23 protein-coding genes and 1 tRNA gene are annotated in these 25,191 nt (G+C 37.4%); 16 read left to right on the top strand and 8 right to left on the bottom strand.

The annotated features are described in order from the left end of the window. Window positions 1-52 precede the first annotated feature (52 nt). Window positions 53-1,498, top strand: a complete 1,446-nt coding sequence (locus tag LRP83_RS16580; RefSeq protein ID WP_230497808.1) for an HD-GYP domain-containing protein — start codon at window positions 53-55, stop codon at window positions 1,496-1,498. A gap of 61 nt (window positions 1,499-1,559) precedes the next feature. On the opposite strand, the gene LRP83_RS16575 is transcribed toward LRP83_RS16580, so the two are convergent. Then, the gene (locus LRP83_RS16575; protein WP_230497807.1) at window positions 1,560-1,883 is read right to left on the bottom strand and encodes an ArsR/SmtB family transcription factor; all 324 of its coding nucleotides are present in this window, start codon (window positions 1,881-1,883) and stop codon (window positions 1,560-1,562) included. 145 nt (window positions 1,884-2,028) lie between these two features. Here LRP83_RS16575 and LRP83_RS16570 point away from each other — a divergent pair, with 145 nt between their 5' ends. The 5 genes from LRP83_RS16570 (at window position 2,029) to LRP83_RS16550 (ending at window position 6,909) form a co-directional block, all read left to right on the top strand. Next, complete coding sequence (locus LRP83_RS16570; protein ID WP_230497806.1) at window positions 2,029-3,159, top strand: glycerate kinase; 1,131 nt, start codon at window positions 2,029-2,031, stop codon at window positions 3,157-3,159. Window positions 3,160-3,363: 204 nt separating this feature from the next. After that, window positions 3,364-3,594: a hypothetical protein gene (locus LRP83_RS16565; RefSeq protein WP_230497805.1), complete on the top strand. Its 231-nt coding sequence runs from the start codon at window positions 3,364-3,366 to the stop codon at window positions 3,592-3,594. A 105-nt stretch (window positions 3,595-3,699) separates the two neighbouring features. Beyond that, the gene (locus tag LRP83_RS16560) at window positions 3,700-4,449 is read left to right on the top strand and encodes a glucose 1-dehydrogenase (RefSeq protein ID WP_230497804.1); all 750 of its coding nucleotides are present in this window, start codon (window positions 3,700-3,702) and stop codon (window positions 4,447-4,449) included. 226 nt (window positions 4,450-4,675) lie between these two features. Beyond that, window positions 4,676-5,755, top strand: a complete 1,080-nt coding sequence (locus LRP83_RS16555) for a M24 family metallopeptidase (RefSeq protein ID WP_230497803.1) — start codon at window positions 4,676-4,678, stop codon at window positions 5,753-5,755. 47 nt (window positions 5,756-5,802) lie between these two features. Continuing rightward, window positions 5,803-6,909, top strand: coding sequence for a M24 family metallopeptidase (locus LRP83_RS16550; RefSeq protein WP_230497802.1), 1,107 nt, complete (start codon window positions 5,803-5,805; stop codon window positions 6,907-6,909). A gap of 61 nt (window positions 6,910-6,970) precedes the next feature. Here the strand turns inward: LRP83_RS16550 and LRP83_RS16545 are convergent, their stop codons facing one another. From LRP83_RS16545 to LRP83_RS16530, 4 genes are all read right to left on the bottom strand, one after another. Then, window positions 6,971-8,209: an NAD(P)/FAD-dependent oxidoreductase gene (locus LRP83_RS16545; protein WP_230497801.1), complete on the bottom strand. Its 1,239-nt coding sequence runs from the start codon at window positions 8,207-8,209 to the stop codon at window positions 6,971-6,973. Beyond that, entirely contained in the window at window positions 8,202-8,537 is a 336-nt protein-coding gene (locus LRP83_RS16540) for a (2Fe-2S)-binding protein (RefSeq protein WP_230497800.1), read from the bottom strand. The genes LRP83_RS16545 and LRP83_RS16540 overlap by 8 nt, the downstream gene beginning before the upstream one ends. Further along, entirely contained in the window at window positions 8,530-8,805 is a 276-nt protein-coding gene (locus tag LRP83_RS16535; RefSeq protein ID WP_230497799.1) for a (2Fe-2S)-binding protein, read from the bottom strand. Before LRP83_RS16535 ends, LRP83_RS16540 begins: the two co-directional genes overlap by 8 nt. 72 nt (window positions 8,806-8,877) lie before the next feature. Beyond that, the gene (locus LRP83_RS16530) at window positions 8,878-10,554 is read right to left on the bottom strand and encodes a sigma-54 interaction domain-containing protein (protein WP_230497798.1); all 1,677 of its coding nucleotides are present in this window, start codon (window positions 10,552-10,554) and stop codon (window positions 8,878-8,880) included. A gap of 171 nt (window positions 10,555-10,725) precedes the next feature. On the opposite strand from LRP83_RS16530, the gene LRP83_RS16525 reads away from it, so the two are divergent. The 4 genes from LRP83_RS16525 to dapA are packed head-to-tail and all read left to right on the top strand — an operon-like array spanning window position 10,726 to window position 14,799. Further along, entirely contained in the window at window positions 10,726-11,898 is a 1,173-nt protein-coding gene (locus LRP83_RS16525; RefSeq protein WP_230497797.1) for an NAD(P)/FAD-dependent oxidoreductase, read from the top strand. Next, window positions 11,898-12,938 (top strand): proline racemase family protein, encoded by a 1,041-nt coding sequence (locus LRP83_RS16520; protein WP_230497796.1) that lies wholly within the window; start codon window positions 11,898-11,900, stop codon window positions 12,936-12,938. Before LRP83_RS16525 ends, LRP83_RS16520 begins: the two co-directional genes overlap by 1 nt. Further along, window positions 12,935-13,888, top strand: coding sequence for a proline racemase family protein (locus LRP83_RS16515; RefSeq protein WP_230497795.1), 954 nt, complete (start codon window positions 12,935-12,937; stop codon window positions 13,886-13,888). The genes LRP83_RS16520 and LRP83_RS16515 overlap by 4 nt, the downstream gene beginning before the upstream one ends. Window positions 13,889-13,902: 14 nt before the next feature. Beyond that, window positions 13,903-14,799: a 4-hydroxy-tetrahydrodipicolinate synthase gene (dapA, locus tag LRP83_RS16510; protein WP_230497794.1), complete on the top strand. Its 897-nt coding sequence runs from the start codon at window positions 13,903-13,905 to the stop codon at window positions 14,797-14,799. A 67-nt stretch (window positions 14,800-14,866) separates the two neighbouring features. Here the strand turns inward: dapA and LRP83_RS16505 are convergent, their stop codons facing one another. After that, window positions 14,867-16,903: a prolyl oligopeptidase family serine peptidase gene (locus LRP83_RS16505; protein WP_230497793.1), complete on the bottom strand. Its 2,037-nt coding sequence runs from the start codon at window positions 16,901-16,903 to the stop codon at window positions 14,867-14,869. A 412-nt stretch (window positions 16,904-17,315) separates the two neighbouring features. Here LRP83_RS16505 and LRP83_RS16500 point away from each other — a divergent pair, with 412 nt between their 5' ends. The 5 genes from LRP83_RS16500 to opp4C all read left to right on the top strand — a co-directional run bounded on the left by LRP83_RS16500 (window position 17,316) and on the right by opp4C (window position 23,041). Further along, the gene (locus tag LRP83_RS16500) at window positions 17,316-18,311 is read left to right on the top strand and encodes an ABC transporter ATP-binding protein (RefSeq protein ID WP_230497792.1); all 996 of its coding nucleotides are present in this window, start codon (window positions 17,316-17,318) and stop codon (window positions 18,309-18,311) included. Then, window positions 18,296-19,318, top strand: a complete 1,023-nt coding sequence (locus LRP83_RS16495) for an ABC transporter ATP-binding protein (protein WP_290369569.1) — start codon at window positions 18,296-18,298, stop codon at window positions 19,316-19,318. Before LRP83_RS16500 ends, LRP83_RS16495 begins: the two co-directional genes overlap by 16 nt. A 104-nt stretch (window positions 19,319-19,422) precedes the next feature. Continuing rightward, window positions 19,423-21,072, top strand: coding sequence for a peptide-binding protein (locus LRP83_RS16490; protein WP_230497791.1), 1,650 nt, complete (start codon window positions 19,423-19,425; stop codon window positions 21,070-21,072). A gap of 82 nt (window positions 21,073-21,154) precedes the next feature. Next, window positions 21,155-22,105: an ABC transporter permease gene (locus LRP83_RS16485; protein WP_230497790.1), complete on the top strand. Its 951-nt coding sequence runs from the start codon at window positions 21,155-21,157 to the stop codon at window positions 22,103-22,105. Between the two features lie 18 nt (window positions 22,106-22,123). Beyond that, window positions 22,124-23,041, top strand: coding sequence for an oligopeptide ABC transporter permease (gene opp4C / locus LRP83_RS16480; RefSeq protein ID WP_230497789.1), 918 nt, complete (start codon window positions 22,124-22,126; stop codon window positions 23,039-23,041). A gap of 72 nt (window positions 23,042-23,113) precedes the next feature. Here opp4C and LRP83_RS16475 read toward each other — a convergent pair. Both LRP83_RS16475 and LRP83_RS16470 read right to left on the bottom strand, forming a co-directional pair. Beyond that, window positions 23,114-23,186: transfer RNA gene (locus LRP83_RS16475), tRNA-Ala, on the bottom strand. Between the two features lie 80 nt (window positions 23,187-23,266). Next, the gene (locus tag LRP83_RS16470) at window positions 23,267-23,962 is read right to left on the bottom strand and encodes an MgtC/SapB family protein (RefSeq protein ID WP_230497788.1); all 696 of its coding nucleotides are present in this window, start codon (window positions 23,960-23,962) and stop codon (window positions 23,267-23,269) included. 118 nt (window positions 23,963-24,080) lie between these two features. Between LRP83_RS16470 and LRP83_RS16465 the strand changes: the two genes are divergently transcribed. Beyond that, the gene (locus LRP83_RS16465; protein WP_230497787.1) at window positions 24,081-24,998 is read left to right on the top strand and encodes a DMT family transporter; all 918 of its coding nucleotides are present in this window, start codon (window positions 24,081-24,083) and stop codon (window positions 24,996-24,998) included. Window positions 24,999-25,191 lie beyond the last annotated feature (193 nt).

Genomic DNA, 25,191 nt, shown 5'->3' with positions numbered 1-25,191 from the left:
ATATATAAAAGCATCTTATATTGTCATATTTTACTGAAGGTCGGAGATATTAATGAAAAAACACAGCATATGGGGTCCGATCATTTCAATGGTAGTACCTTACATATTTTTTGAAGCTTTAAGATTTGGTGTTTTTACAGATACAGAATTTGTCTTGCCATCTGGCCATTTTTATATCGTTACAGCTGTAGCCATTTTAGCAACTTTAATTGCAATTGCAATTGGCATAGCAGGTAGAAGATTACGGAATATTAAGGTCACTTTCCTAGCGTTGTCGTTCATCTCCCTTGCCCAAATGTTTTCCGTGCATGGGTTATCAACGCCTTACTTTATTTTGGATGTGACACATTTACCGGCTGTTTCAGCACAATTAAGTATGATTTTAGCCACCATTTGGCTCATGTTTTCTTCTTTACCAACAGATAGTAAAATCGTAGGATTTTTCACAAAACATAATAGACGTTTACTACCAATATGGATAGGACTATTATCCCTATTTGGTGTATTAAGTATGCTTGATCCACACATGGTCGACATCATTCCTTTAACAGTTAAGCCTCTTAATTGGGTCATAATGATAAGTACAATCCTACTAAACATCATTACGATGTATCGTTACTATCATTCGTATCGCTATACAAGGTTTCCAATTCAGATATCAATTGTTTATAGTGCAGGTTGGCTAATTGTTTCACAGCTTATTATGACTTTAGGTGAAACGTGGAGAATGAGCTGGTGGACTTATCATTTTCTTTTATTAGCTTCTATGATTGTTATGTTATTTGGCCTATTCAAGCAATATGCTGTTAAGGGAACCTTAGGAGCCTCTTTAAGGGCATTGTTTACGAATGATCCTTTTGAACGAATTAGTGGCAGTTTATCACGAAGCGTGAAGGACCTAGTTGTAGAAACAGAAAAAAAGGATTCCTATACAGCTGGTCATACGTTTAGGGTCACAATGTATGGGTTGAAGCTTGCTGAGGAGCTTCATTTAAAACCAGAATCACTTCGGATAATTGCAGAAGGGACACTTCTTCATGATGTAGGAAAAATTAGAATACCTGAATCAATTTTAAACAAACCTGGCCAATTAACTGCGGAAGAAAGAGGAATTATCGAAAAGCATCCTTTATTTGGATATGAGATGTGTAGGGAACTAGGGCTGATGATGGAGGAATTAAGTATTATTCGTTCACATCATGAAAAATGGGATGGCAGTGGATATCCAGACCAGCTTAAAGGTGATGAAATTCCTTATTTAGCAAGGGTAATAGCGGTTGTGGATGTGTATGATGCTCTAACCTCAGATCGATCTTACCGAAAAGCTTGGACCCATGAGAAAGCGATGAAACTTATTGAAAATCAAAAAGGAATACATTTTGATCCTAAATGTGTCGAAGCTTGGGTTAATCTTTGTCAACGAAATCCAGATGTTTACTTGTATCCTTCGCTAACTATAAAGGACGATAATACTGGCACCTTCATTTCAAAATTTTAGATATTTATGAACATTAAAGAAGAGCCCACTGCATGTGAGCTCTTTTTTATTATCTAGGAATTTATCGATTAGGTCTAAACAAACAACATAACTCAGGAGATAACAGGTTATTAATTTCAGGTTCATTAATTTTATAGTAGCTCCATGTTCCTTGAGTTTCTTTTACTATTAGATTCGCATCAAGTAAAATTTTTAAGTGGTACGATAGCTTCGATTGAGTCATACTGATTAGGTCGCATAAATCACAGACACAAATTGATTCCTGTTGGCACAATAAGTTTAATATTTGAAGACGCTTTTTGTCTGCAAGAGCTTTAAAACTTCTTTCATACTCTGCAAAGGTATTTTCCAGTGAAATATCCTGTAAAGGGATTAAATTCTCCATATTACAACCTCCTTTAAATCAAATTCCTTTGATATAATTATAATTATTATATGCAATAAGATGAAAAGATTCAAATAACTAATCAAAAAAAGTGATAATGAACATAACCGATTGTTATCCTTAATCTAAAAAGGGATGAGCGAAGATGAAATTTATATTAGCTCCAGATTCATTTAAAGAGAGCATGAGTGCAAAGAAAGCTGCCCTTGCGATGGAAGAAGGCATAAAGAGAGTCTTTCCTGATGCAGAGTGTGTCATTATTCCGATGGCAGATGGTGGTGAAGGAACTGTTCAATCATTAGTCGATGGTACAAATGGAGAAATCGTAAAAGTTGAGGTTATTGGTCCTCTAGGGGAAAAAGTAGAAGCTGAGTACGGTTTATTAGGAAGTGGTCAAACAGCGGTTATTGAAATGGCAAGTGCAAGCGGGCTTGAATTACTCAAAAAAGAGGTACGAAACCCTCGAATAACAACGTCTTTTGGAACAGGTGAGTTAATTAAGCATGCCCTAGATCAAGGTGTAAAGAATATCCTAATTGGTATAGGTGGAAGTGCTACTAATGACGGTGGGGTTGGAATGCTTCAAGCTCTAGGTGTCTCCTTTAAGGATAAGGAAGGGTTTGAACTTCCTTATGGAGGAGGAAATCTAGGGAGACTTCACTCGATTGATTTAAGTGGAATTGATAAACGGTTATATACGACTAAAATTGAAGTAGCCTGTGATGTGACAAATCCTTTAATAGGAAAAAATGGTGCATCGTATATCTTTGGTCCACAAAAAGGTGCTACAGCAGAAGTAGTGGAAGAGTTAGAACAGAACCTAGCACATTATGCCCATATGATAAAAGCAGAACTAGGTATTGATATTGCCACAGTTGAAGGTGCTGGAGCAGCAGGTGGTCTAGGAGCCGGGTTGTTGGCCTTCCTTAATGCTGAATTAAAAAAAGGCATTAACCTTGTTATTGAACATACTAACCTAAAGGAAAGAATGATAGGAGCTAGATATGTGTTTACAGGGGAAGGAAGTATAGATGGGCAAACGGTGTTTGGTAAAACCCCATTTGGTGTTTCTTCAACTGCAAGGGAACTTAATATTCCTGTAGTAGCCTTTGCTGGAAAAATTGGTAAAGGGGCAGATATTCTTTATGATTATGGATTTACCGCCATAGTTGGTATTCTTAGAGAACTCACATCGTTAGATGAGGCTTTAAAAATGGGTCCGGAAAATTTAGTGGTTGCTGTTGAAAATGTTTGTAGGTTAATAAAAGAGAAGTAATCGAAAAGCAGATGCATTATGCATCGGCTTTTTTGTATTTTGGAGAGATATATTTAATAAGAAAGACTTTTGGGCTTTTGTTTTTGTATTTTTTGAAATATAATTAGTTAAAGGATGTTCACAAAATTGTCATATAATGAGCTTGCCAAGTTGATTGAAGGTAAGTCTACATAATAACAGTTCATTACTGGGAGGGATATTAGGATGATTAGAACAGCTGTGGCTGGGGTAATGGGGTTTATTCTAGTTTTTATAGAGTCTATGATTGTCATGAAGTTGAAAGGATATAGCACAATTGAATTTGGAGGTATTGCTCCCTTTATTAACGTGTGGGCAATGAATTTCTTTTTAGTATTTGCTATCCTTACACAAATAACAAATTGGTACCAAGAGCGTACAATTGGCGAGAAAACAGAGGAAGAAAATATTTATTAAATTAGGAAAGCCATTCTGGTTAAATCAAACTGGAATGGCTTTTTATTTATTGTAAAATTAATAATAGATTAATCTATTTCAAATTTCTTTTAAGGAGATATAAAAATGCCATTTTCTAATAAAGTAGTAATTGTTACAGGTGCTTCAAATGGTATTGGGCGTGAAATTGCTAGTACCTATGCCAAAAAAGGGGCAAAAGTTGTACTCGCCGATATAGATGAAGAAACTGGGATGAAAATAACCTCAAAAATAAAGGAAAATGGTGGTAATGCCATTTTTGTTAAAACCGATGTAAAAAAAGAAGAAGATGTAAATAGGCTTATCTATGTCACGACATCTACCTACGACACGATTCATATATTAATTAATAATGCAGGTAAGGGAATATTTAAATCTCCATATGAATTAACCTTAGAAGAATGGGATGATGTAATCAATACGAATCTCCGAAGTGTTTTTTTATGTTCACGTGAGGCTGCAAAAGTAATGAGGGAAAATAAAGTAGGGGGTGCAATAGTTAATATTGCCTCAACAAGGGCATTCATGTCCGAACCTTCTTCAGAGGCTTATGCTGCTACAAAGGGAGGGATCATTTCCCTAACACATGCACTAGCATCATCATTTACCGAAGATCGTATTACTGTTAATGCAATTTCACCAGGTTGGATTGAAACCGGTGACTATTCACAATTGAGAGTGGTTGATCATGAGCAGCATTTATCTAAACGTGTAGGGAATCCAGCCGATATAGCGAGAGCTTGTCTCTATTTAACAGCTGAAGACAATAATTTTGTAACAGGAACAAATATCACTATTGATGGTGGAATGACGAGAAAAATGATTTATGAGGAATAGATAAAATAATCGTTGGATAGATTTTTTTACAGGTTCTAAAATATTATACATAATATGTATAAAAAATTAGACATGTTTCGTAGGAAGAAGTAAATAAAAATATAGTGTCCTTCTATTAATGAATGATGATTAAATTGGTACAGAATTTGCAAGTATCTATTTTAAGGAATAATATTTTTCACTTGGCTGTAAAAATCTTTGAAAGTTTGAAGTGAGGGTAATGATCATGGAGAAAATTAGAAAGCTGAGAGAAAGGTTTCAGGATTTAGGGATAGATGGAATGATGATCATCCATCCATGGAACAGATTATATATCTCTGGCTTCACAGGGAGTAATGGTGTTATTCTCATCTCTGAAACAGAAGCCAAACTTATTACTGATTATCGCTATATGGAACAGGCACATGATCAGACAGCGGATTACGAAGTCGTTTTACACGCAGGTCATACAGGGCATAAAGGGAAAATATTTGAAGAAGTGGCTGTTCAAATAAAAGCTATGAAAATTAGGAAACTTGGATTTGAACAAGAACATTTATCCTATGGATTATTTAGTAAAAATCAAACCCGTTTTTCAACTGATTTAATCCCCACAAGTGAAGTGGTAGAAACACTCCGAATGATTAAATCGAAGGACGAGATAAAAAAATTAAGGGTTGCGGCTGAAGTTACTGACAAAGCATATTTACATATTTTAAATTTTATCAGGTCTGGTATTACTGAATTGGATGTTGCGGAGGAACTAGAATCGTTTATTAAGAAAAATGGGTGTACAGCCACATCTTTTTCTCCAATTGTAGCGTCGGGTTACCGTAGCGCATTACCACATGGTCGTGCCAGCGATAAAATAATTGAAAAAGGTGATATGATTACAATCGATTTTGGAGCAAATTATCAAGGCTATTGGGCGGATATCTCTAGGGTCGTTGCTGTTGGTGAACCCGCACCAGAATTAAGAGAAATACATAATGTTGTTCTTCGGTCATTCGAAAATTGTGTAGCTGGTTTACGACCAGGGCTAACTGACCAAGAGGTTGACTTTTTAATGCGTGAGAACATCATTAGAAATGGTTATAATGAATGTTCTGGGACTGGCACAGGTCACGGAATTGGATTGGAAGTACATGAAGCTCCGCTTTTTTCAGTATTAAAAGATAAAATATTAGAGAAGAATATGGTGATTACGGTTGAGCCTGGCATCTATCTAAAAGGATTAGGCGGAGCAAGAGTCGAGGATGTTGTCCTCATTAATGAAAAGGGTCGTGAAGTTTTGACTCCATCAACGAAAGAATTAATTATTCTGTAGAGGATTTTAGCTTGTAGTGAAAATTTACACTAAAGGATGGCTAAGTTATGAGAGAACAATATCAGAGTAGAATAAACGAATTAATTAAGTATTTAGAAACCCAACAAGTGGACTTAGCAATCATTAAGGATCCAAAAAACGTCTTTTACTATACGGGGTTTAATTCTGACCCACATGAAAGGTTTATGGCTTTCGTCATTGATCTTAATAAACAAAACCAATATTTATTTGTGCCTTCTTTAGATCTTGAAATTGCAGAAAATGCCTCTTTTGTAAAAACGATTGTGACGATTTCGGATGAGTTAAATCCATATAAAATATTAAAGGATACTATTGGAGAAGGTGTTAAAGCCATCGGTTTGGAAACAAAGGTCATTTCCTTATATCATCAAGAACAACTAAACCAATATTTCCTTAATTATAGCTATAAAAATATTGGAGAGTTTATCTCCGGACAACGAATGAGGAAAACTAAGGAAGAGTGTTTCAAGGTTCAGAATGCCATTTATATTATCGAAAAAGTAATGGCTGAAGGTATAAAGAAGGTTAAAGAAGGAATGACCGAACAAGATTTTACAGCTGAGCTAGAGTACCTCATGAGGAAATTTGGAGCAGAAGGTCCATCATTTTCAACCATCGTTCTTTCAGGTGAGAAAGCATCATTGCCTCATGGTCGACCGGACAAAAAAACGATTAACAAAGGTGATTTTTTATTAATTGATATGGGTGTAATTGTAGATGGGTACTGTTCCGATATTACACGGACATTCGTGGTAGGAGAAGAAACGGAGAAACAGAGAGAAATTTACGATATCGTCCGTAAGGCAACACTAGAAGGTGTTAATGCATCAAGAGCTGGTATTCCGATTGGACAAATTGATATTGCCGCACGCAATGTTATTAAGGAAGCGGGATATGGTCAATATTTTAATAACCGGGTAGGACATGGTCTTGGAATCGATGTGCATGAAGAGCCTTCAGTCCATGAAAACAATGATTTAATAGTTGAAAGCGGTCTATTATTTACGATTGAACCAGGAATCTATATTCCAGGATTCGGAGGAGTTCGAATAGAAGAGAATGTATATATAGATGAAGATGGAACGGCAAAGGTGCTTACAACATTTCCGACTGAGCTAATAATAATTGGATAATTGGGATTAGATGTTAAAAATGGAAAAGTCAGCGGACAAAAAAAGCCGCTGACTTTTCTATTTAACCAGTCATTTTCCCTGGAGTCTCATTTTTTACATAAAGGCTTTCCCAAAGCTCGTTCATTTTACTTCTACCAAGCTCAATGTCAGGGTTAAATTTAATAATGGCTTGTTTACGGACAGAATGGACATTTTGTATGGCCTGTTGGAGTTGATTGTCGATACTGTTATTTCCTTTCCTAGCATGTTTGACGATAGATAAACCCGCAATCGTTCCTTGGGCAATAGCAATTTTTCCACTCTCAATTCCAGTGATATTGCCGGCAACAAAAAGTCCAGGAAGAGGAGTCTCCATTGATTCTGAATGATGAGGAACATGTCCTCCCAGTTCAGGGATAAATTGAAATGGGCATCCTGCGACTGAAGCAAGCTCAGCAAGCGGATACAAACCACCAGCAATACAAACGAAATCTACTTCATAAGTTGATTCAGTCCCAGGAATGGGATTTCCGTTTATATCTATATCGATTACCCTCACTCCTTCTACTTGATCCTCACCGATAATCTCAACCGCCGCTTTTCGAAGTAGAAGAGGTGTTCCATTTACCTTCATCCCCTTTTTCGGATAAAAGGTTAATCCCATTTTCCTTATCCAGTTATTTTTCATGAAACTACTGCCGAATCGAAGTAGTGGTGATGGAGCGAGATGTGCTGCATTTAAGAGTGATTTCATGACTTCTTCAGGTACGCCTGCATTTTGGCTAAAAGCATTTTTTTCTGGCAGCACCACATGATTGACTGTAATACCCGCTAACTGCAATTCTTTTAAGATGGCAAATGATAATATATTCGCACCAATAATGATCCCTTTTTTGCCAATTTGCACCCGATGGACATTCGTCATTACTTGTGCTGCCCCAATTGACATCACACCTGGAAGGGTCCAACCAGGAACAGGGATTGGATACTCGGCAGCTCCAGTTGCTAATAATAGAAAGGGAGCTTCAAATGTTCCTATACTCGTATACACCTTCCACATTTGATCCTCTTTTTCTAAATTGTAAACGGATACTCCACAGCGGATATTTACCCCTAAATTTAATGCCTGTTGGTAAAGTTGTTCAGATACTTTAATTCCATTCCACCAATCACCAGTCGGTTCTTGATGGAGCTGTCCGAGTAATCGGCCACCAGGCTTCATAAATTCATCCATAATTGTTACTTTAAGACCATAAGTTACACAGGCAATTGCCCCAGATAGCCCAGCTGGTCCACAACCTATCACGATGACATCATTCATTACTCTGCCCCCCTTTTTTTAAAAGATTTGGGAGCTGTTTACCGCTTTGGATAATCATGTCATTTTCGACAACCGTGAGACAGGCTCGAACGTTTGAATGATCATTCACGGTAACTCGACATTCCATACAATGACCAATATTGCAATAAAAACCCCTTGGAGACCCACTTTCTTCGTGAACACGTAATTTTCTAATTCCATTTGCTAAAAGAGCGGCGGCAATTGATTCTCCATCATATGCTTGATATGAATTTCCATCAAACTGAAAGGAAATAACGTTTCTGTTTTCTAGACGTCCTAATACAGGATGGTCTATGATTCTAGTCATGGATTTCACCTATTCTACCAAAAGAAACTGGGCGAATCGGTGGCTGGTATTTTAAAGGTATTTCAGATGGTGAGAAATTTGGAATAAAGCTATCGAGTACTCGATCTAAAGTAGGACGACAGGTACGTCCTCCGCAAAACCCCATACCGGCTCTCGTTCTTAATTTTAATTCTCTTGCCGTACATTTATGTTTATCAACTGTTGTTCGAAGTTGCCCGTATGTAACTTCTTCACAACGGCAGATAATCATGTTTTCACTGTTTGCCATTTGATTTCCTCCTTGACTTTTCTTTACTAAGATACTATGCAAGAAGTGTACCAATTATTTAGAAGAAGGAGATCAACTTAAGTTAAGCCGATTCATACGGTTGTATAAAGTGGCTCTCGTAATTCCGAGCTGTCTAGCACACTCTAATTTGTTCCCGTTTACAATCTTTAATGCACGTTTAATTAATCCTTTTTCAAAGCGATTCATCTCTGTTTGCAAGGTTAAAATCGTTTCTCCATGGGCCTCTAGAGAAGCGGAGGAAACAGGTTCTTGGTTAGTGTCAAAGCTAGTATTGGTTGTAGAGAATGGCAAATAATCTTGCTTTATCAAACCATCTGTAGCAAAAACGATGAGCCTTTCTGCAATATTGCGAAGTTCACGAATGTTGCCAGGCCAATCATAATGAAGCAGTTCTAGCATGATGTCTTTGGGAAACTCATGGATGGGCCTAGAATAGCTTATTGAAAAAGTGTTTAAGAAATGATGTGTTAATTCGATTATATCTTCCCGCCGCTCTCGTAAAGGAGGAATATGGAGACTTACAACATTTAGTCGGTAATATAGATCCTCGCGAAACTTCCCTTCATTCATTAACCCTTTTAAATCACGATTCGTTGCAGCAATCACCCGAAAGTCAACATCAATTTCCTTTTCACCGCCTATGCGATAATATTTACGCTCTTGCAATACCCGTAACAATTTCACTTGCATTTCGAGAGGCATCTCACCTATTTCATCTAGAAAAAGCGTTCCGCCTCTAGCGAGTTCAATTTTCCCCTTTTTTCCTTTTTGATCAGCGCCAGAAAAGGCCCCCCGTTCATAACCAAATAGCTCACTTTCAAATAAAGAAGCAGGTATGGCTCCGCAATTAATCGAAATAAAAGGTGCTTTAGGCTTTTCGCTAGCTTCATGGATGGCCTTTGCAAAAACTTCTTTGCCAACACCGCTTTCTCCTAAAATCAGAACCGTTGATTTCACTGAACAAACCTTTCTAGCTAACTGAATCGTTTTTTGGATTGCGGCACTTTTCCCTTTAATAGTAGTAAAAGGATCAACGAAGTCCTTGTACTTAGCAACCTCTTGTTCTAACCTGTGTACTTCGGTTGACATATTAAATAATTTTTCATTAAGCACAACTTGGTTTGTGACATCTGTCTCAGAAACGACTGCGCCGATGATACGATTGTTAAAGTAAACAGGGTTGGAGTTAATTAAGACAAACAAATCTGATCGAGGCTGGTGATGGTGGCGTAAGATGCTTTTACCTTTATGTAGTGTTTGCAAAATTTCTAGTTTATTGCTATCAAAAAATCGAGTAATTGGCTGGCCGATAATTTCTTCTTTTTTGACTGAAAAGATTTTTTCGGCTCCTCCTGTCCAAGTACATACATGCTCGTCGGAATCTATTACAGTGACGGAAGCATCAGTGGTTTGAATGACGGTATCGTAAAATGCCTTTAATTGATTGTAAGAGTTATGCAGGTACTCTATCATTTGCGATGCCGCGATGGAACCAATTGGATCATTGTTTTTATCTAAAATAATGACTACTGAATGATGGTTAAATATCTGAATAAGGGTTTCGATGGAAGCGTCTTCATTTACTTCCTGACTTAGCAAAGCGATTTCCTTTTCAGATGATGGATAAAAGTATTCACTCTTTATCTTTTCGATATTGGTTTTCTTGCGGGAAGTATGAATAAAAGAGCAATTCAATATATCTTTTGCTGTTGGAATGGAAAAGAACATGTTACCCTCCTGAAATTTTTGTATAAAAATATTAACACTGTAAAAATAATTATACATGAACTGGTGCAATGTTTGAAATATTATAATTATTTCTTTGTCAATCTAGTTTTTTTTGGCACACTTATTGCATAAATAAAGGTGAGTCCATTTCGTGGGAAGGAGGAATAACGTATGAGACATTGTGACGTGTTAGTCATAGGTGGAGGGATAATTGGCTGCTCTATCGCCTATTATGCTTCTAAATTTGGAAGGGCGGTAACAATCATTGAAAAAGGTGAATTTGTTAGCGGGACATCTTCTCGTTGTGACGGAAATATTTTAGCGATTGATAAAGATCCGGGTTTTGATAGTCAAATGTCTCTATTCAGCCAGCGTTTAGTCGATGATTTGAGTAGAGAATTAGAACATTCTTTTGAATATCGGGCACCTGGAAGCATACTTGTTTGTGAGACAGATGAAGAAATGGAAGCAGCTAAGCAATGGGTGGACCGCCAAAAAGCAGCTGGTTTACCATTCCGAATGCTTGACCGGGAGGATATTCGTCAGGAATCTAAGTATTTTGCAGACGATTTATTAGGTGGTTTGGAATGCGCAACGGATTCCACTGTCAATCCATATCTTCTTGCTTTTTCACTTTTAGAAGAAGCCAAAAAGTTAGGAGCTAATGCCTTTCATCAGACAGAAGTGAAGTCAATGAAAAAAGAAATTGACGGCACATTTACGATTGAGACTTCAAAGGGATTGTTTTCAGCTGATCATGTTGTCAATGCAGCTGGTGTGTGGGCACCTAGAATTGGAGAAATGCTTGATCTTAGAATTCCAATCGAACCTAGGAAAGGCCATATTATCGTTGCTTCGAGGCAAGAGCATGTAGGGGGGAGAAAGGTAATGGAATTTGGGTATCTCATATCCAAATTTGGAGGGGAGCGTCGTGTTGATTCGTTAACTAAAAAGTATGGTGTGGCTCTTGTATTTGAACCGACCGAGAGTCAAAACTTCTTAATCGGAAGTAGCAGGGAGTTTGTTGGGTTTAATACGAAAGTAAACCATGAAGTTATCCAATGCATTGCGAATCGTGCTATTCGATTTTACCCGAAAATGTCAGACATGCTGGTTATTCGTTCGTATGCTGGATTGCGTCCATGGACGGAAGACCATTTACCAATTATTTCACGGGTTGATAAAATACCAAACTACTATATTGCGGCTGGTCATGAAGGGGATGGAATTAGCCTTGCTGCGGTAACAGGGAAATTGGTCGAAGAGCTGATTAATCATAAAGAAACTTCCATTCCAATTGAACCGCTTCGTTATAACCGTTTTACAGAAAGGGTGTTAACATAATGAAAGCTCATAAGGTATTTACGACAATTGATACACATACAGGTGGGAACCCGACAAGAACGGTCATAAGCGGTCTCCCCAAATTAGTTGGAACAACGATGTCAGAAAAAATGCTTCACATGAAGAAGGAGTATGATTGGATTCGAAAACTATTAATGAATGAACCAAGGGGCCATGATGTCATGTCAGGTGCTTTGCTTACGGACCCTTGCCATAAAGATGCGGATATAGGAGTCATATACATAGAAACGGGTGGCTATTTACCGATGTGCGGTCATGACACAATCGGTGTGTGTACCGCCCTAGTTGAAGCGGGACTGATTCCGATTGAAGAGCCAATCACTTCATTAAAGCTCGATACGCCTGCAGGATTAGTCGAAGTGGAAATTGTGATAGAAAACGGGAAGGCGAAAGAGGTTAGCTTTTGTAATATCCCTGCTTTTCTATTAAAAAATATTTCCATAGATGTTGCTGGGATCGGGCTCGTTAATGCTGACATTGCGTATGGTGGAAATTTTTATGCGATTATCGAGGCAGAATCAGTAGAATTGGACCTAATACCAGAGAATGCTTCTACAATTATTGAAAAAGCCATTAAAATCAGAAGCGCAATTAATGAAAAAACAGACATTGTTCACCCTCAATATCCTTTTATTCAGGGACTAACCCATGTTGAATTTTATACTGAGCCTAGTCATGAGGATGCAGATGTCAAAAATACCGTTGTCGTTCCTCCAGGTGGGATTGATCGTTCTCCTTGTGGAACAGGAACTTCTGCCAAGCTTGCTTTGCTTTATGCAAACAAGGAAATAGCAATTGGAGAGGAATTTGTCCATGAAAGCATTGTTGGCTCCCTATTTAGAGGATGTGTACTGGAAACAACGCAAGTGGAAGGTATTGAGGCTGTAGTCACCAAAATTACAGGATCAGCATGGTTAATGGGGATGCATCAATTCTTTTACAACGAGGATGATCCATTAAGAGAGGGGTTTCTGCTTATTCCCCCGATGGAGGAACATGAAACGGAGGATGTGAAATGAATATTCAAAAGGTCTACAACACAACAGATGTACATGTAGCCGGTGAGGCATTTCGGATTATAAAAGACTTACCATTTATCCATTATCAAAGTTTGGAACAGCTAAATGATCAGTTTCCATTTGTATTTGCAGACGAAATTAAGTTATTACTAAATGAGCCTCGCGGTTTCGCAGGGTTAAATGGCTGCCTGGTTGTTCCTCCTATTAGCAGGGAAGCAGATGTAGCAATTGTTTTTTTTAACCATTCGGAAACACTACCTCTTCATTACGGCGGCATTGTTGCTGTGATTACAGCGTTATTGGAATGTGGCCAATTACAAGTGAGAGAATCGAATGAATATAAGCTCGAAACCCTAAGTGGCTTGATTTCAGTAAAGGCAATCATGGAAAAGGAGGAAGTTGTTCAAGTACAAATTGAAACTAAACCATGCCTCGTGATTAAAAGAGAGATTCCATTACCGGACCCAAATAATAATACACATTTCTCTCTTGTTCAGGCGGATCAATTATATGCTGTGTTTGAAAAGAGGGATAATTCTCCTGACATACGTGTGGAAGAGCTTTCTGAATTAAATAGTTGGAGCCAAACCATGTTTAATGTGCTTGGTTCCAAAGGTCACATAAAAGCTGCCATATTAATGGATCATTCGAATTTTGAAGCGGGGCGAATTAAAACAATCACGTTTCGAGAGGATCAGTACATTGTTCGCTCACCAGGCTTTGGGGCAACACTGGCTAGTTTTTCAACTATATTTTCTAAATTCGGTTTTTGTAAAGAACATACACTCATAAATGAAAGTATTTTTGGAAGTAAATTGCAAATACAATTAGCAAACCAAACGGAAAGTGGATATCAATTTACTATTACGAGTCGTGGCTTTATAACAGGGATGCATACATTTGTATTAGATCCAACAGATCCACTATCAGAAGGATTTTTATTAAAATAGAGGAGGACATAATAATGACTACTATTAGAGGAGCTTATCCTGTATTAATTACACCCATGACTCTTGCACAGGAAATCGATTGGGGTGGCGTTAGAAATAATGTAAACTATTTTGTTGACCAGAAAGTGGCAGGCATTGTTATTAATGGCAGTACCGGGGAGTTTGTTAGTCTATCAAAAGAAGAAAGGTTTAAAATGGTAGAAACGGTTTTAAATGAAGTAAATGGACGCATTCCTGTCATTGTTGGAACTGCAGCTGAAACAACAAAAGAAACGATAGAAAATACGAAACAAGCCGAAGCTCACGGTGCTGACTGTGCACTAATTATTAACTCCTATTATTGTAAACCGAAGGAAGAAGAAATTTACTTTCATTTTAGAGAAGTGTCAAAGGCAGTAAACGTACCGATTATGCTGTACAACAATCCTTTTACATCAGGAATTGATATGAGTACCGACCTAATGCTGAAAATTGGAAGGGATTGTGAAATGGTCACTCATATTAAAGAGTCTAGTGGTGATATTCGCAAAACGAGAGACCTTGCTAGAAAAGGTAAAGGGGATATTGAGGTTTTCTGTGGTTCAGAGGATTTGGTAATGGAGTCTTATTTAGTGGGGGCGACTGGTTGGATTTCTGTTGCCGGAAACATCGTGCCTAAGCTTGTTACAGATATGTTTAATTATTTCCAAAATGGGGAACTGGAAAATGCTTGGAAACTTAACGATAGCATTTTACCACTCTGTGAGTTTTTGGAAGGGTCAGGTAAATACGTACAAATCGTTAAACGAGCGATGGAGTTGAAAGGTCAAACTGGTGGTCCTTCCCGTTTTCCGCGTTTAGGATTGACAGTGGAAGAGGATCAAAAACTTAAAGATTTGTTAGCTAATCTTAACGCTGTCACACACGTTTAGTAAGTTTAGTAGAAAAAAGGAGAGCTTAAGGCAGGCTCTCCTTTTTGTATATATTGAAAACAATTTGTTAAACAGTCAATTGATCAAACAAAAAAGAAAAAATGTCTGCATGTTCATCAATGATTTTTTCAACTGGTTTCCCGAACCCATGGCCAGCCCCTTTTTCAATTCTTAATAAAATTGGGTTTGTCGTATCGGGGTTAGCCTCCTGTAATGCTGCGGTAAATTTTCTTGCATGAGCTGGGACCACTCGATCATCAGTATCAGCCGTTGTAATGAAAATAGGTGGATACTGTAATCCTTTGCTGATATTATGCAATGGAGAATAAGCAAATAAAACATTAAATTCCTCTTCTGATGCTTCGGGATCACCAAATTCAGACACCCAAAAACGGCCCACAGTAAATTTTTGAAAGCGGAGCATATCTAAGACCGGCACATTACAAATAATGGCTCCAAATAGCTCGGGTCTTTGAATCATGCAAGCGGCTACTAGTAACCCACCATTGCTGGCTCCCATTATCGATAGTTTAGAAGGATTTGTATATTGCTCTGTAATTAAAAATTCAGCAGCTGTAATAAAATCATCAAATACATTTTGCTTTTTTTCCTTCATCCCCGCTTCATGCCAAGTTAGCCCGTATTCTCCGCCTCCACGAATATTGGCAACAGCATAGATTCCACCATTCTCAAGCCATAATAAATTCGTAGCTGAGAAAGAAGGGGTAATGGAAATATGGTAACCTCCGTATCCATACAATAAAACGGGATTTTGGCCATCCCTTATTAAATCCTTCTTATAAGTTAAAAACATCGGTACCCTTGTTCCATCCTTAGATTGGTAGAAAACCTGTTCGGTCGTGTATGGAGTTGGGTCTACCTGAAGGGTTGGTTTAAAAACCGCTTCTACATCCCCTGTTAGAAAACAATATCGGTAAACAGTTGGAGGTGATAAAAACGATGTAAAACTAAAGTACAATTCGTTTCCATTTTCCTTTCCATTAAATTCAGTAATGGTTCCAAGCTCAGGCAAAGGAATTTCTTTTTCCAATTTACCTGTCATTGTAAAAATCTTTAAACAATAGGAAGCATCTCGTATAAAGGAAACAACAAAATGGTTAGAGATGATTTTAATAGATGAAATGGACTCATCCGTTTCAGGAATGAATACTTCTCTTCTAGACCCATCAATTGAAACTCGAATGATTTGACCATTTGGTGCATCTTGATCTGTGAAAAAGAATAGTTGATTTTCATGTTTACCGATATAAGAATAAAGGGCATCTCCTTCAGCTAATAACCACTTGAATTCACTATTTGGAGTTTTTAAATCCTTATAAAGATATTTGCTTTTGTGCTCTGTCCCCCTTCCAGCATAAAGGAGAAGATAGGAGTGATCGGCTGTTATAGATGGATAAAATAACATTTGCTGATCCTCTGGGTATTCAAAAACGATTTCGTCCGCTTCCTGTTCGGTATTTAGTGTATGCCAGTATACTTTGTTAAAATGATTTTCCTCGTTTTTTTCATCTTTTGCTGATGGATACCGATTATAAAAAAATCCTTTTCCTGTTTCTTCCCATGCAATACTAGTAAACTTGCACCAATGAATCTCATCAAGGAAGTGTTCCTTTGTCTCTAAATTTAAGACACGAAATGTTTGCCAGTCACTACCGTTTCCTGAAAGTGCATAGGCAAGTAATAAACCATTTGAATGAAAGGTTAGGTTTGTTATTGCAACCGTTCCATCCATACTTAGCGCGTTTACATCAATAACTAATTCTTCTACTCCTTCCGTACCACCTCTAATTTCTTTTGCACGATATAGGTCAGGTTGATTTTTTGTCCCATTATTCTTTAAGTAATAATAGTAATCTCCATGTTTCTTTGGGACAAAGTACTTTGGATAGTTCCAGAGATCTATTAGCCTGTTTTTAATGTACTTTCTTCTAGGAAGCGTTTCTAAATATTGATTTGTCGCCAACATTTGCTTCGATTCCCATGCCTTTGTTGTGGATAAATTGGAATCCTCTAACCAGCGAAAGGGATCTTTTACGATTGTACCGTGATAATTTTCTTCAACATTTGTAGAAATAAACTCCATATTAATGCCCCCTTAATTAACTTCTCAAAAATATAATGCAAATATTATGCCAACAATTATCTATTAGATTGATGAAAACAAGTGTTAAATTCTTTTTACAGTTAAGCGAAAAACAATGATTAAAGAAGGTAAACAAATTATCTTCCTGCTGTAAATAGACTTATTAGGCCAAGGGGTAAATGTATAATTCAAAATATTTTTACAACTGTAATAAATACTGTAAAAAAAATTGCACAGTCTTAATAGCTTAAAACTACTTAATGCTCAACTAGCCTTACAAGTTTAAAGCATTTTCATTAACAACTGGTGCATTTTCATAATGGATAAGTAAAGATGAGTGAATATTTATATAATTGGCACAATAGTTGCAAGGTATCATAGGAAAATATTCGAAGGAGGTGGTGACACTAATATGTCAGCGTTATTAGAAGTCAAGAATCTCAAAACCTATTTTGTTAGTAAAAAACGAGTAGTTCCTGCGGTAGACGGAGTAGATATAACGATTAGAAAGGGAGAAACAGTTGGGCTTGTTGGAGAATCAGGATGTGGAAAAAGTATGACTTCCCTTTCGATTATTGGGTTGGTTCCTTCTCCTGGAGGGAAAATTGTCGATGGACAGATTCTTCTTGATGGGGTTAATCTTGTTGATTTATCTGAAAACAATATGTGTAAAGTTAGGGGACGGGATATCGCAATGATTTTCCAAGAACCAATGACATCGCTTAACCCAGTTTTAACGGTTGGCGAACAAATAATTGAAGTAATTATGTATCATCTTCAATTGAATCGGTCAGATGCTACCCAAAAGGCTATCAACCTATTAAAAATGGTTGGATTCCCTCGGGCAGATAAGATTATTAAGGAATATCCCCATCGTTTGTCAGGAGGAATGAGACAGAGAGTCATGATTGCAATGGCAATGAGCTGTAACCCAAAGCTATTAATAGCAGACGAGCCAACAACCGCATTGGATGTAACGATTCAAGCTCAGGTTTTAGAGTTAATGAAGGAGTTAAGCAGGAAATTTGAGACCTCCATTCTTTTGGTTACACATGACTTAGGGGTTGTGTCGGAGCTTGCTGAGAGAGTAATTGTGATGTATGCAGGTCAAGTTGTAGAGGAAGCCTTGGTAGATGACATTTTTGACAAGCCCTATCACCCATATACAGAAGGGTTAATCGACTCTGTTCCGCTTATTGAAGGAGCCATAACCCGTCTTAATTCCATTCCGGGAAATGTTCCTTCACCTGAGGAGATGCCAAAAGGATGTCGATTTGCACCACGCTGTAGGGTAGCTTTTGACCGATGTTACTCGGAAGAACCTACTCTTCAATCAATTTCTACCTCTCGATTTGTAAGATGCTTTTTATACGAAGAAGGGGAGGTGAATGGATGCAGCAGACTGTGACTAAAATGGAAAAATGCGAAGCTAAAAGCCAAGTAAATATTTTAGAGGTACGCAATCTTAAAAAATATTTCCCTATTAAATCCGGTATTTTACAGAAAACAACGGGACATATAAAAGCAGTTGATGGGATTAATCTTGAAGTGAAAAGAGGTGAGACTTTAGGCATTGTCGGTGAATCGGGATGTGGGAAATCGACCATGGGTAGGACACTTATTCGCCTGTATGAACCGACAGAGGGAGAAATTATTTTCAATGGGAATGATATTACTCATTTATCGGAAAGTCAGCTTAGAAAGCTAATGAGAAAACAAATGCAAATGATTTTTCAGGATCCATTTGCATCACTCAATCCTAGAAAGACATTAGGAAAAATATTACACGAACCATTAAAAACACATCAACTATATGCGGACAATTATGAACGGTCAGAGAGGGTTGCCGAGCTATTGGAAACCGTAGGGTTAAATCGATCATTTACAAACCGGTACCCTCATGAATTTTCAGGTGGACAGCGGCAACGGATAGGAATTGCCAGAGCGCTAGCTTTGCAGCCAGAGCTAATTATTGCCGACGAAGCCGTTTCTGCGCTTGATGTTTCCATTCAGGCACAAATTATAAATTTAATGGAAGATTTACAAGAAGAATTCAATCTTACTTATATTTTTATTTCACACGATTTAAGTGTGGTGAGACATATTGCAAGCCGTGTGGGTGTGATGTACTTAGGGAATTTGGTTGAACTTGCAAACAAAGAGGATATTTATATTGAGCCACTACACCCCTATACAAAAGCATTACTTTCAGCCGTTCCAATGATAAGGAAAAAAGATTTGTCAAAAAGGGAAAGAATTGTGCTTAGGGGTGATTTACCTAGTCCATCCAATCCACCTTCGGGATGTGTATTCCATACAAGATGCCCAGCAAAAATGGATATATGTCGTGAAGTTATTCCAACCTTTAAGGATTGTGGGTCCAGCCATTTTGTTGCTTGCCATCTTTATGAGTAACTTAGCAAGATAGCAAGATACTAGTAATTGTTATTTGGGAGTTAAATTGATTCATAGTGTAATAGTGAATCCAGTGGGTCAAATATATATTTGGAGGGATATTTTTGAAAAGGTCATTTTCTTTGTTATTATCAATGATTGTCATTATTTCACTTTTTTTAGCAGCTTGTTCAACGAAAACAGATAGCGGAAGTAAAAATGAAAACCAGAAGGAAAATACAGGTAAGGAAGCGGTTAGTTCCGAACCACGGCAAGGTGGAAATTTGATCCTTGCCCATACGGCATCACCGACTCTTTTTAATCCCTATTTTTCAACAGGTGGACCTGATGGGACGATTGAAGCTCTTCTTTTTAGCGGACTTGTAACAATCGATCGAGAATTTAGTGCAGTTGGCAACCTTGCTGAAAAATGGGATGTTTCAGACGACGATAAAACTTATACATTTCATTTAAGAAAAGGTGTTAAATGGCATGATGGTGAGGACTTTACAGCAGATGATGTCGTATTTTCCTATAATATTCCACTTCACCCGGACTATACCGGTCCTAGAAAGCTACCGTTTGAGAATGTCAAAGAAATTAAAAAAATGGATGATTATACAGTCAGCATATCCTTAACTGAACCGTATGCACCTTTTATAACGATAACAGCTCAATTTGAAATATTGCCTGAACATATTTTAGGAGACGTTCCAATGAAAGAATTAGGAACGCATGAATTTAATACGAAAAAACCAATAGGTACTGGTCCATTTAAGTTTGAAGAGTGGAAGGACGGACAATATATCAAATTAGTAGCTTTTGATGATTATTATGAAGGTCGACCATATTTAGACTCCTTTACTTTTAAAATGGTTCCTGATGCAAATGCTTTAATGGCACAACTACAAGCAGGTGATATTAGCTATTCGGGTATAAGTGCAGAACAACTACCGACAGCAAAGACTTTAGAGGAAAAAGGGATTATCAAATTGACTTCTGGTCCTAGCAACTCATGGGATTTTATTGGCTATAATTTGAGAAACCCACTATTCCAGGATAAAAAAGTTCGGCATGCGCTTACGCACGCCATTGCTAAACAAAAAATAATCGACGCTGTTCATAACGGTGAATCTACCATCGCCCATGGTCCTGGCAGTCCAGCAAACTGGTCCTTCAACCCGGATATGCCAAAGTTTGACTATGATCCAGATACAGCTAAAAAGCTACTTGAGGAAGCTGGTTGGAAATTAGGAGCAGATAAGATTTATGAAAAAGATGGGAAAAAATTCGAATTTACATTAACAACAACAAATGGATATGGATCCTGGGCGAAGATTGCTGAAATAGTTCAACAACAATGGAAGGAAGTCGGTGTAAAAGTAAACATTAAAGTACTCGAATGGAGTGCATTTTACGAAGAAATAGGACCGCCAAATTGGAAGTTTGATGCAGTAGTAACAGGCTGGTCGATAGGAAGTGACCCAGACCCAACTTGGTTCTGGCATACAAGCGAAATTGAAAACGGTCTAAATTGGTTTGGCTATTCCAATCCAGAAGTAGATAAATTACTAGAAATTAATACAAGTATTGTTGATCAAGAAGAAAGAAAGGCACTGATTCAAAAATCAGATGCGATTGTTGCAGAGGATCAACCGTATTCATTCTTGTATTATCCGAACGGTACTATTGCTCATTCACCTAAATTACATGGACCTAAATATTCTACTGCAAACTCCTTCTTTGAAATTCATAAATGGTGGATGGAAGAATAGGACGAAACCTATCGGTGGGGAAGAGAGAAAATCTCTTCCTTACCCAGCCATAATGTAAAAAAATATTGCTAGGAGGCAGAGGATGATTACATATATCGTTCGACGTATCATGATGGCAATCCCTTTGCTGTTTGGGATCACGATTTTATCCTTTGGGATAATTCAAATTGCACCTGGTGATCCCACTGCATTAATGATTGACCCGATGATACGCGATAAGGACTTGGTAGCTTATAAAGAGTTGTATGGCCTAAATGACCCTATCTATGTCCAATATTTAAAATGGGTAGGTAACATGATTCAAGGAAACTTCGGTGATTCATTAATTCGACAAGGTGTCGCAGTAAATGAATTAATCATGGCACGCCTACCGAATACGTTGCTGTTGATGCTAGTTTCGACAATATTGGCGATTTTTATTTCAATTCCAATAGGAATCATTTCCGCAACAAAACAAAACTCTTTAGCAGATTATACTTTTACGTTTTTCTCTTTCCTAGGAATTGCTACTCCTAATTTCTGGATAGGACTTGTTCTCATTATGTTTTTGTCTGTTCATTTAGGATGGTTTCCAACAGGTGGTGTTGCAACATTAAATGAGCCCTTTAGTATTTGGGACCGAATTCACCATTTAATCTTACCTTCGATTGTATTGGCAACTGCTGATGTGGCAGGTTTAACCAGGTATATTCGATCAAGCATGCTCGATGTATTAAAACAAGATTTTATTCGTACGGCAAGAGCGAAAGGTTTTAAACAGAAAAAGGTTGTTTACAAACATGCCCTTCGCAATGGACTAATACCAGTCATAACAATATTTGGGTTAATGCTACCATCGTTTATTGGGGGCTCAGTTGTTGTTGAGAAAATCTTTGGTTGGCCAGGTATTGGAATGTTATTTTTCGACGCTGCTTTCCAGAGGGATTATCCAGTAATCATGGCGATAACCGTAATTGCCTCGGCTCTTGTCGTTATTGGAAATTTGTTAGCCGATATTCTATATGCGATTTTTGATCCTAGAATTGAATATTAAGGAAGGGAGGGAAACGTAATGGGACAACCAGAACAGAAAACGACGGGAATTTTCGAGTATAAAAATTCATCTATTTTAGAGAGAAAACCAGAATCCATCAGCAAAATCATGTTGCGAAAGTACATGAAAAATAAGCTAGCCGTTTTTAGTGCTATCATTTTGCTCTTAATTATCAGTGCAGCAATATTTGCACCCATAATCGCACCCTATGATCCTAGTGAACAACATTTATTGGAAGCGTTAAGTCCACCAGGAGAAAAATATCTTTTAGGTACAGATGATTTAGGACGAGATACTTTAACCCGTTTATTATACGGAGCTCAAGTATCACTAATCGTCGGATTCACTTCTGTTGCAGGTTCCATATTTATCGGTACGGTTGTCGGCGCAATTGCTGGTTATTTTGGAGGGTTGATTGACGCGATTCTAATGAGATTTGTGGACGTTATTATTTCCTTTCCTTCACTCTTCCTATTAATCACTCTTGTCACTATCTTTGAACCGAGTTTAATGACATTGATTAGTGTTTTTGCTTTGTTTGGTTGGACAGGAACAGCTAGGCTTGTACGTGGAGAGTTTTTATCACTTCGATCACGAGAGTTTGTTCTAGCAGCTAAAACAATGGGAATACGAAGTTGGAGAATTATTTTCTCGCATATCTTGCCTAATGCCATGGGGCCAATCGTTGTTTCAGCGACCCTTGGAATTGGTGGGGTCATTTTAGCTGAAACAGCTCTTAGCTATTTAGGTCTCGGTATTCAACCGCCGAAACCTAGCTGGGGGAATATGCTTCAAAGTGCCCAAAGTCTAAAAATAATGATTGAAGCATGGTGGTTTACTTTATTTCCTGGCTTAATGATCTTAATCACCGTTTTATCGTTTAATTTTGTCGGAGACGGGCTGCGTGATGCATTTGATCCGAAAATAAATGAATAAATAAATGAAGGCAACCAATCAAGTGGTTGCCTTCTTTTATTTATTCTATAACCAAGTTTGACTTGGAAGGTATGGAGCATAGGGGGATCGAACCCCTGACCTCTACGCTGCCAGCGTAGCGCTCTCCCAGCTGAGCTAATGCCCCGTGTTTCTATTGAATATTATATCCGTTTTTTGGGACTTGGCAAGACTTTTTCAAAAAAAAAGCTCCATCTAAATTGGAGCTTACCCCATACTTTCAATCTCTACGCTTTTTATCCCATGATATTTAGAAATAGTGTAATAAACATCGGTTGTTTTTAATTTTGAATCTACGGCAATTACAAACTGTACAAGATGCTCATCCTTTGCAATGTCTTTTATCCTCACCCTTTTAATCGAAAAATCTTCTTCCTTCATTAATATAATAATTTCAGCAATATTATTTTTATCGGTAACATTAAGCTGAAGCGATATTTCTTTTTCTCTCAGTCGTTTTGGACCAATTAAATTCATTAAAAATGGAATTAATTCAACGCTTATTATGAGTAGACCTACTCCTACAATTGCTTCAGTAAAAAATCCAGCGCCTACTGCAATACCAATCCCAGCTGCTCCCCAAATCATCGCAGCAGTCGTTAAACCGGAAATACTGTCATTTTCTCTTCTTAAAATAACACCAGCTCCAAGAAACCCTATACCAGAAACAATTTGTGCAGCTAAACGAAGTGGATCCATAGTTATATTAATATTGTCATTGTGAGGAAAAGAATAGGCAGATTCAATTGATACAATTGTCAGTAAGCAACTTACAATGGAGATGACTAAACTTGTTTTTAAACCAACTGGCTTTCTTTTTAATTCTCGTTCTAAGCCAATTACTAACCCTAGAATCGCGGAGATACCTAATTTAAGTAACATATCTAATTCTATTTGTGTCATATGATTACCGCCTATAGTCAGAAATTAATATCCAATTTTTCTCATAGCAATTTAATGATAAAAAGGTGTAAAATATTCTTTATGTTTTATTCAGAGTTATACAAAAGGGAGATACATAATGAAAAAAGCACAGTTTAATCCTTATCTGGGTCTAGCTATTGGTGTCATAACTGTTTCGACATCGGCTATATTAGTCAAATACTCAACTTCGCCAGCTGGAGTTATTGCCTTTTATCGATTGTTTTTATCGGTATTATTATTACTCCCTCTGTTTCTAACAAGGTATGTATCAGAGCTTCGTCTTATTACGAAACGTGATTGGCTTTATTCGATGATAGCGGGGGTATTTCTAGCGTTACACTTTATCCTCTGGTTTGAATCGTTAAACTATACCTCAGTTGCTAGCTCTACTGTATTAGTGACGTTGCAGCCGATATTTGCGTTTGTCGGAACTTATTTTTTCTTTAAAGAAAAGATCTCCTTCATTACAGTAATTAGTGGTTTTATCGCAATTATTGGTAGTGTCATCATTAGTTGGGGGGATTTTAAAATTAGTGGCTCTGCCCTTTTTGGTGATCTACTTGCCTTAATCGCATGTGCCCTAGTAACTGTTTATTTAATGTTCGGTCAAAATGTTAGAAAAAGATTGTCACTCATTACCTATACCTTTATTGTTTATTCATTTAGTAGCCTAACTCTTTTTATTTATGTCATTGTAAGGAATGAATCCTTTATTCCAACACAATCGAGCGATTGGATATACTTTTTCCTTTTAGCATTATTCCCTACATTATTAGGTCATTCCTTATTCAACTGGGCTATAAAATGGATTAGCACCTCGACTATTTCAATGGCAATACTTTTTGAACCTGTAGGGGCAATAATTTTAGCATATTTTCTTTTAAATGAAGTTTTGATTTGGTCACAAATAATTGGAGGAATAATTGTATTAGGTGGAATCGGTTTATTTGTAGCTGATGAAAGAAAGGCAATGGTTTTGAAAAGTAAACTGGCTATACCAGGCGAAACAAAATAATAAAAAGAAAGGATGGCCAATTATTTTTGGTCATCCTTTTTAGTTTTATTTTAGAAATGAAGGTGAGACTGAAAAAATCCCATCATAAAAACTAAGGCTACTGCTACCTTCGAAAAGCTTCACTTATGGGAATTTAGCAGTTTCAATATTTATTATATAATTTAATAAATTGTGGATATATATAGTTTATTTA

Origin of the sequence: Pseudoneobacillus rhizosphaerae (assembly GCF_917563885.1) — a bacterium.
Lineage (GTDB): Bacteria > Bacillota > Bacilli > Bacillales > Cytobacillaceae > Pseudoneobacillus > Pseudoneobacillus rhizosphaerae.
Note: the sequence above shows the minus strand (reverse complement) of the source record. Positions and strands in the feature narration are given on the sequence as shown.

What these genes read in the sequence shown, in the direction of transcription:
- LRP83_RS16485 (WP_230497790.1), top strand. Translation starts at nt 21,155, where the DNA reads ATGATTACATATATCGTTCGACGTATCATGATGGCAATCCCTTTGCTG.
- LRP83_RS16550 (WP_230497802.1), top strand. Translation starts at nt 5,803, where the DNA reads ATGAGAGAACAATATCAGAGTAGAATAAACGAATTAATTAAGTATTTA.
- LRP83_RS16525 (WP_230497797.1), top strand. Translation starts at nt 10,726, where the DNA reads ATGAGACATTGTGACGTGTTAGTCATAGGTGGAGGGATAATTGGCTGC.
- LRP83_RS16470 (WP_230497788.1), bottom strand. Translation starts at nt 23,962, where the DNA reads ATGACACAAATAGAATTAGATATGTTACTTAAATTAGGTATCTCCGCG.
- LRP83_RS16560 (WP_230497804.1), top strand. Translation starts at nt 3,700, where the DNA reads ATGCCATTTTCTAATAAAGTAGTAATTGTTACAGGTGCTTCAAATGGT.
- LRP83_RS16570 (WP_230497806.1), top strand. Translation starts at nt 2,029, where the DNA reads ATGAAATTTATATTAGCTCCAGATTCATTTAAAGAGAGCATGAGTGCA.
- LRP83_RS16540 (WP_230497800.1), bottom strand. Translation starts at nt 8,537, where the DNA reads ATGACTAGAATCATAGACCATCCTGTATTAGGACGTCTAGAAAACAGA.
- LRP83_RS16505 (WP_230497793.1), bottom strand. Translation starts at nt 16,903, where the DNA reads ATGGAGTTTATTTCTACAAATGTTGAAGAAAATTATCACGGTACAATC.
- LRP83_RS16495 (WP_290369569.1), top strand. Translation starts at nt 18,296, where the DNA reads ATGCAGCAGACTGTGACTAAAATGGAAAAATGCGAAGCTAAAAGCCAA.
- LRP83_RS16555 (WP_230497803.1), top strand. Translation starts at nt 4,676, where the DNA reads ATGGAGAAAATTAGAAAGCTGAGAGAAAGGTTTCAGGATTTAGGGATA.
- LRP83_RS16575 (WP_230497807.1), bottom strand. Translation starts at nt 1,883, where the DNA reads ATGGAGAATTTAATCCCTTTACAGGATATTTCACTGGAAAATACCTTT.
- LRP83_RS16565 (WP_230497805.1), top strand. Translation starts at nt 3,364, where the DNA reads ATGATTAGAACAGCTGTGGCTGGGGTAATGGGGTTTATTCTAGTTTTT.
- opp4C (WP_230497789.1), top strand. Translation starts at nt 22,124, where the DNA reads ATGGGACAACCAGAACAGAAAACGACGGGAATTTTCGAGTATAAAAAT.
- LRP83_RS16580 (WP_230497808.1), top strand. Translation starts at nt 53, where the DNA reads ATGAAAAAACACAGCATATGGGGTCCGATCATTTCAATGGTAGTACCT.
- LRP83_RS16545 (WP_230497801.1), bottom strand. Translation starts at nt 8,209, where the DNA reads ATGAATGATGTCATCGTGATAGGTTGTGGACCAGCTGGGCTATCTGGG.
- LRP83_RS16465 (WP_230497787.1), top strand. Translation starts at nt 24,081, where the DNA reads ATGAAAAAAGCACAGTTTAATCCTTATCTGGGTCTAGCTATTGGTGTC.
- LRP83_RS16515 (WP_230497795.1), top strand. Translation starts at nt 12,935, where the DNA reads ATGAATATTCAAAAGGTCTACAACACAACAGATGTACATGTAGCCGGT.
- LRP83_RS16520 (WP_230497796.1), top strand. Translation starts at nt 11,898, where the DNA reads ATGAAAGCTCATAAGGTATTTACGACAATTGATACACATACAGGTGGG.
- LRP83_RS16530 (WP_230497798.1), bottom strand. Translation starts at nt 10,554, where the DNA reads ATGTTCTTTTCCATTCCAACAGCAAAAGATATATTGAATTGCTCTTTT.
- LRP83_RS16500 (WP_230497792.1), top strand. Translation starts at nt 17,316, where the DNA reads ATGTCAGCGTTATTAGAAGTCAAGAATCTCAAAACCTATTTTGTTAGT.
- LRP83_RS16535 (WP_230497799.1), bottom strand. Translation starts at nt 8,805, where the DNA reads ATGGCAAACAGTGAAAACATGATTATCTGCCGTTGTGAAGAAGTTACA.
- dapA (WP_230497794.1), top strand. Translation starts at nt 13,903, where the DNA reads ATGACTACTATTAGAGGAGCTTATCCTGTATTAATTACACCCATGACT.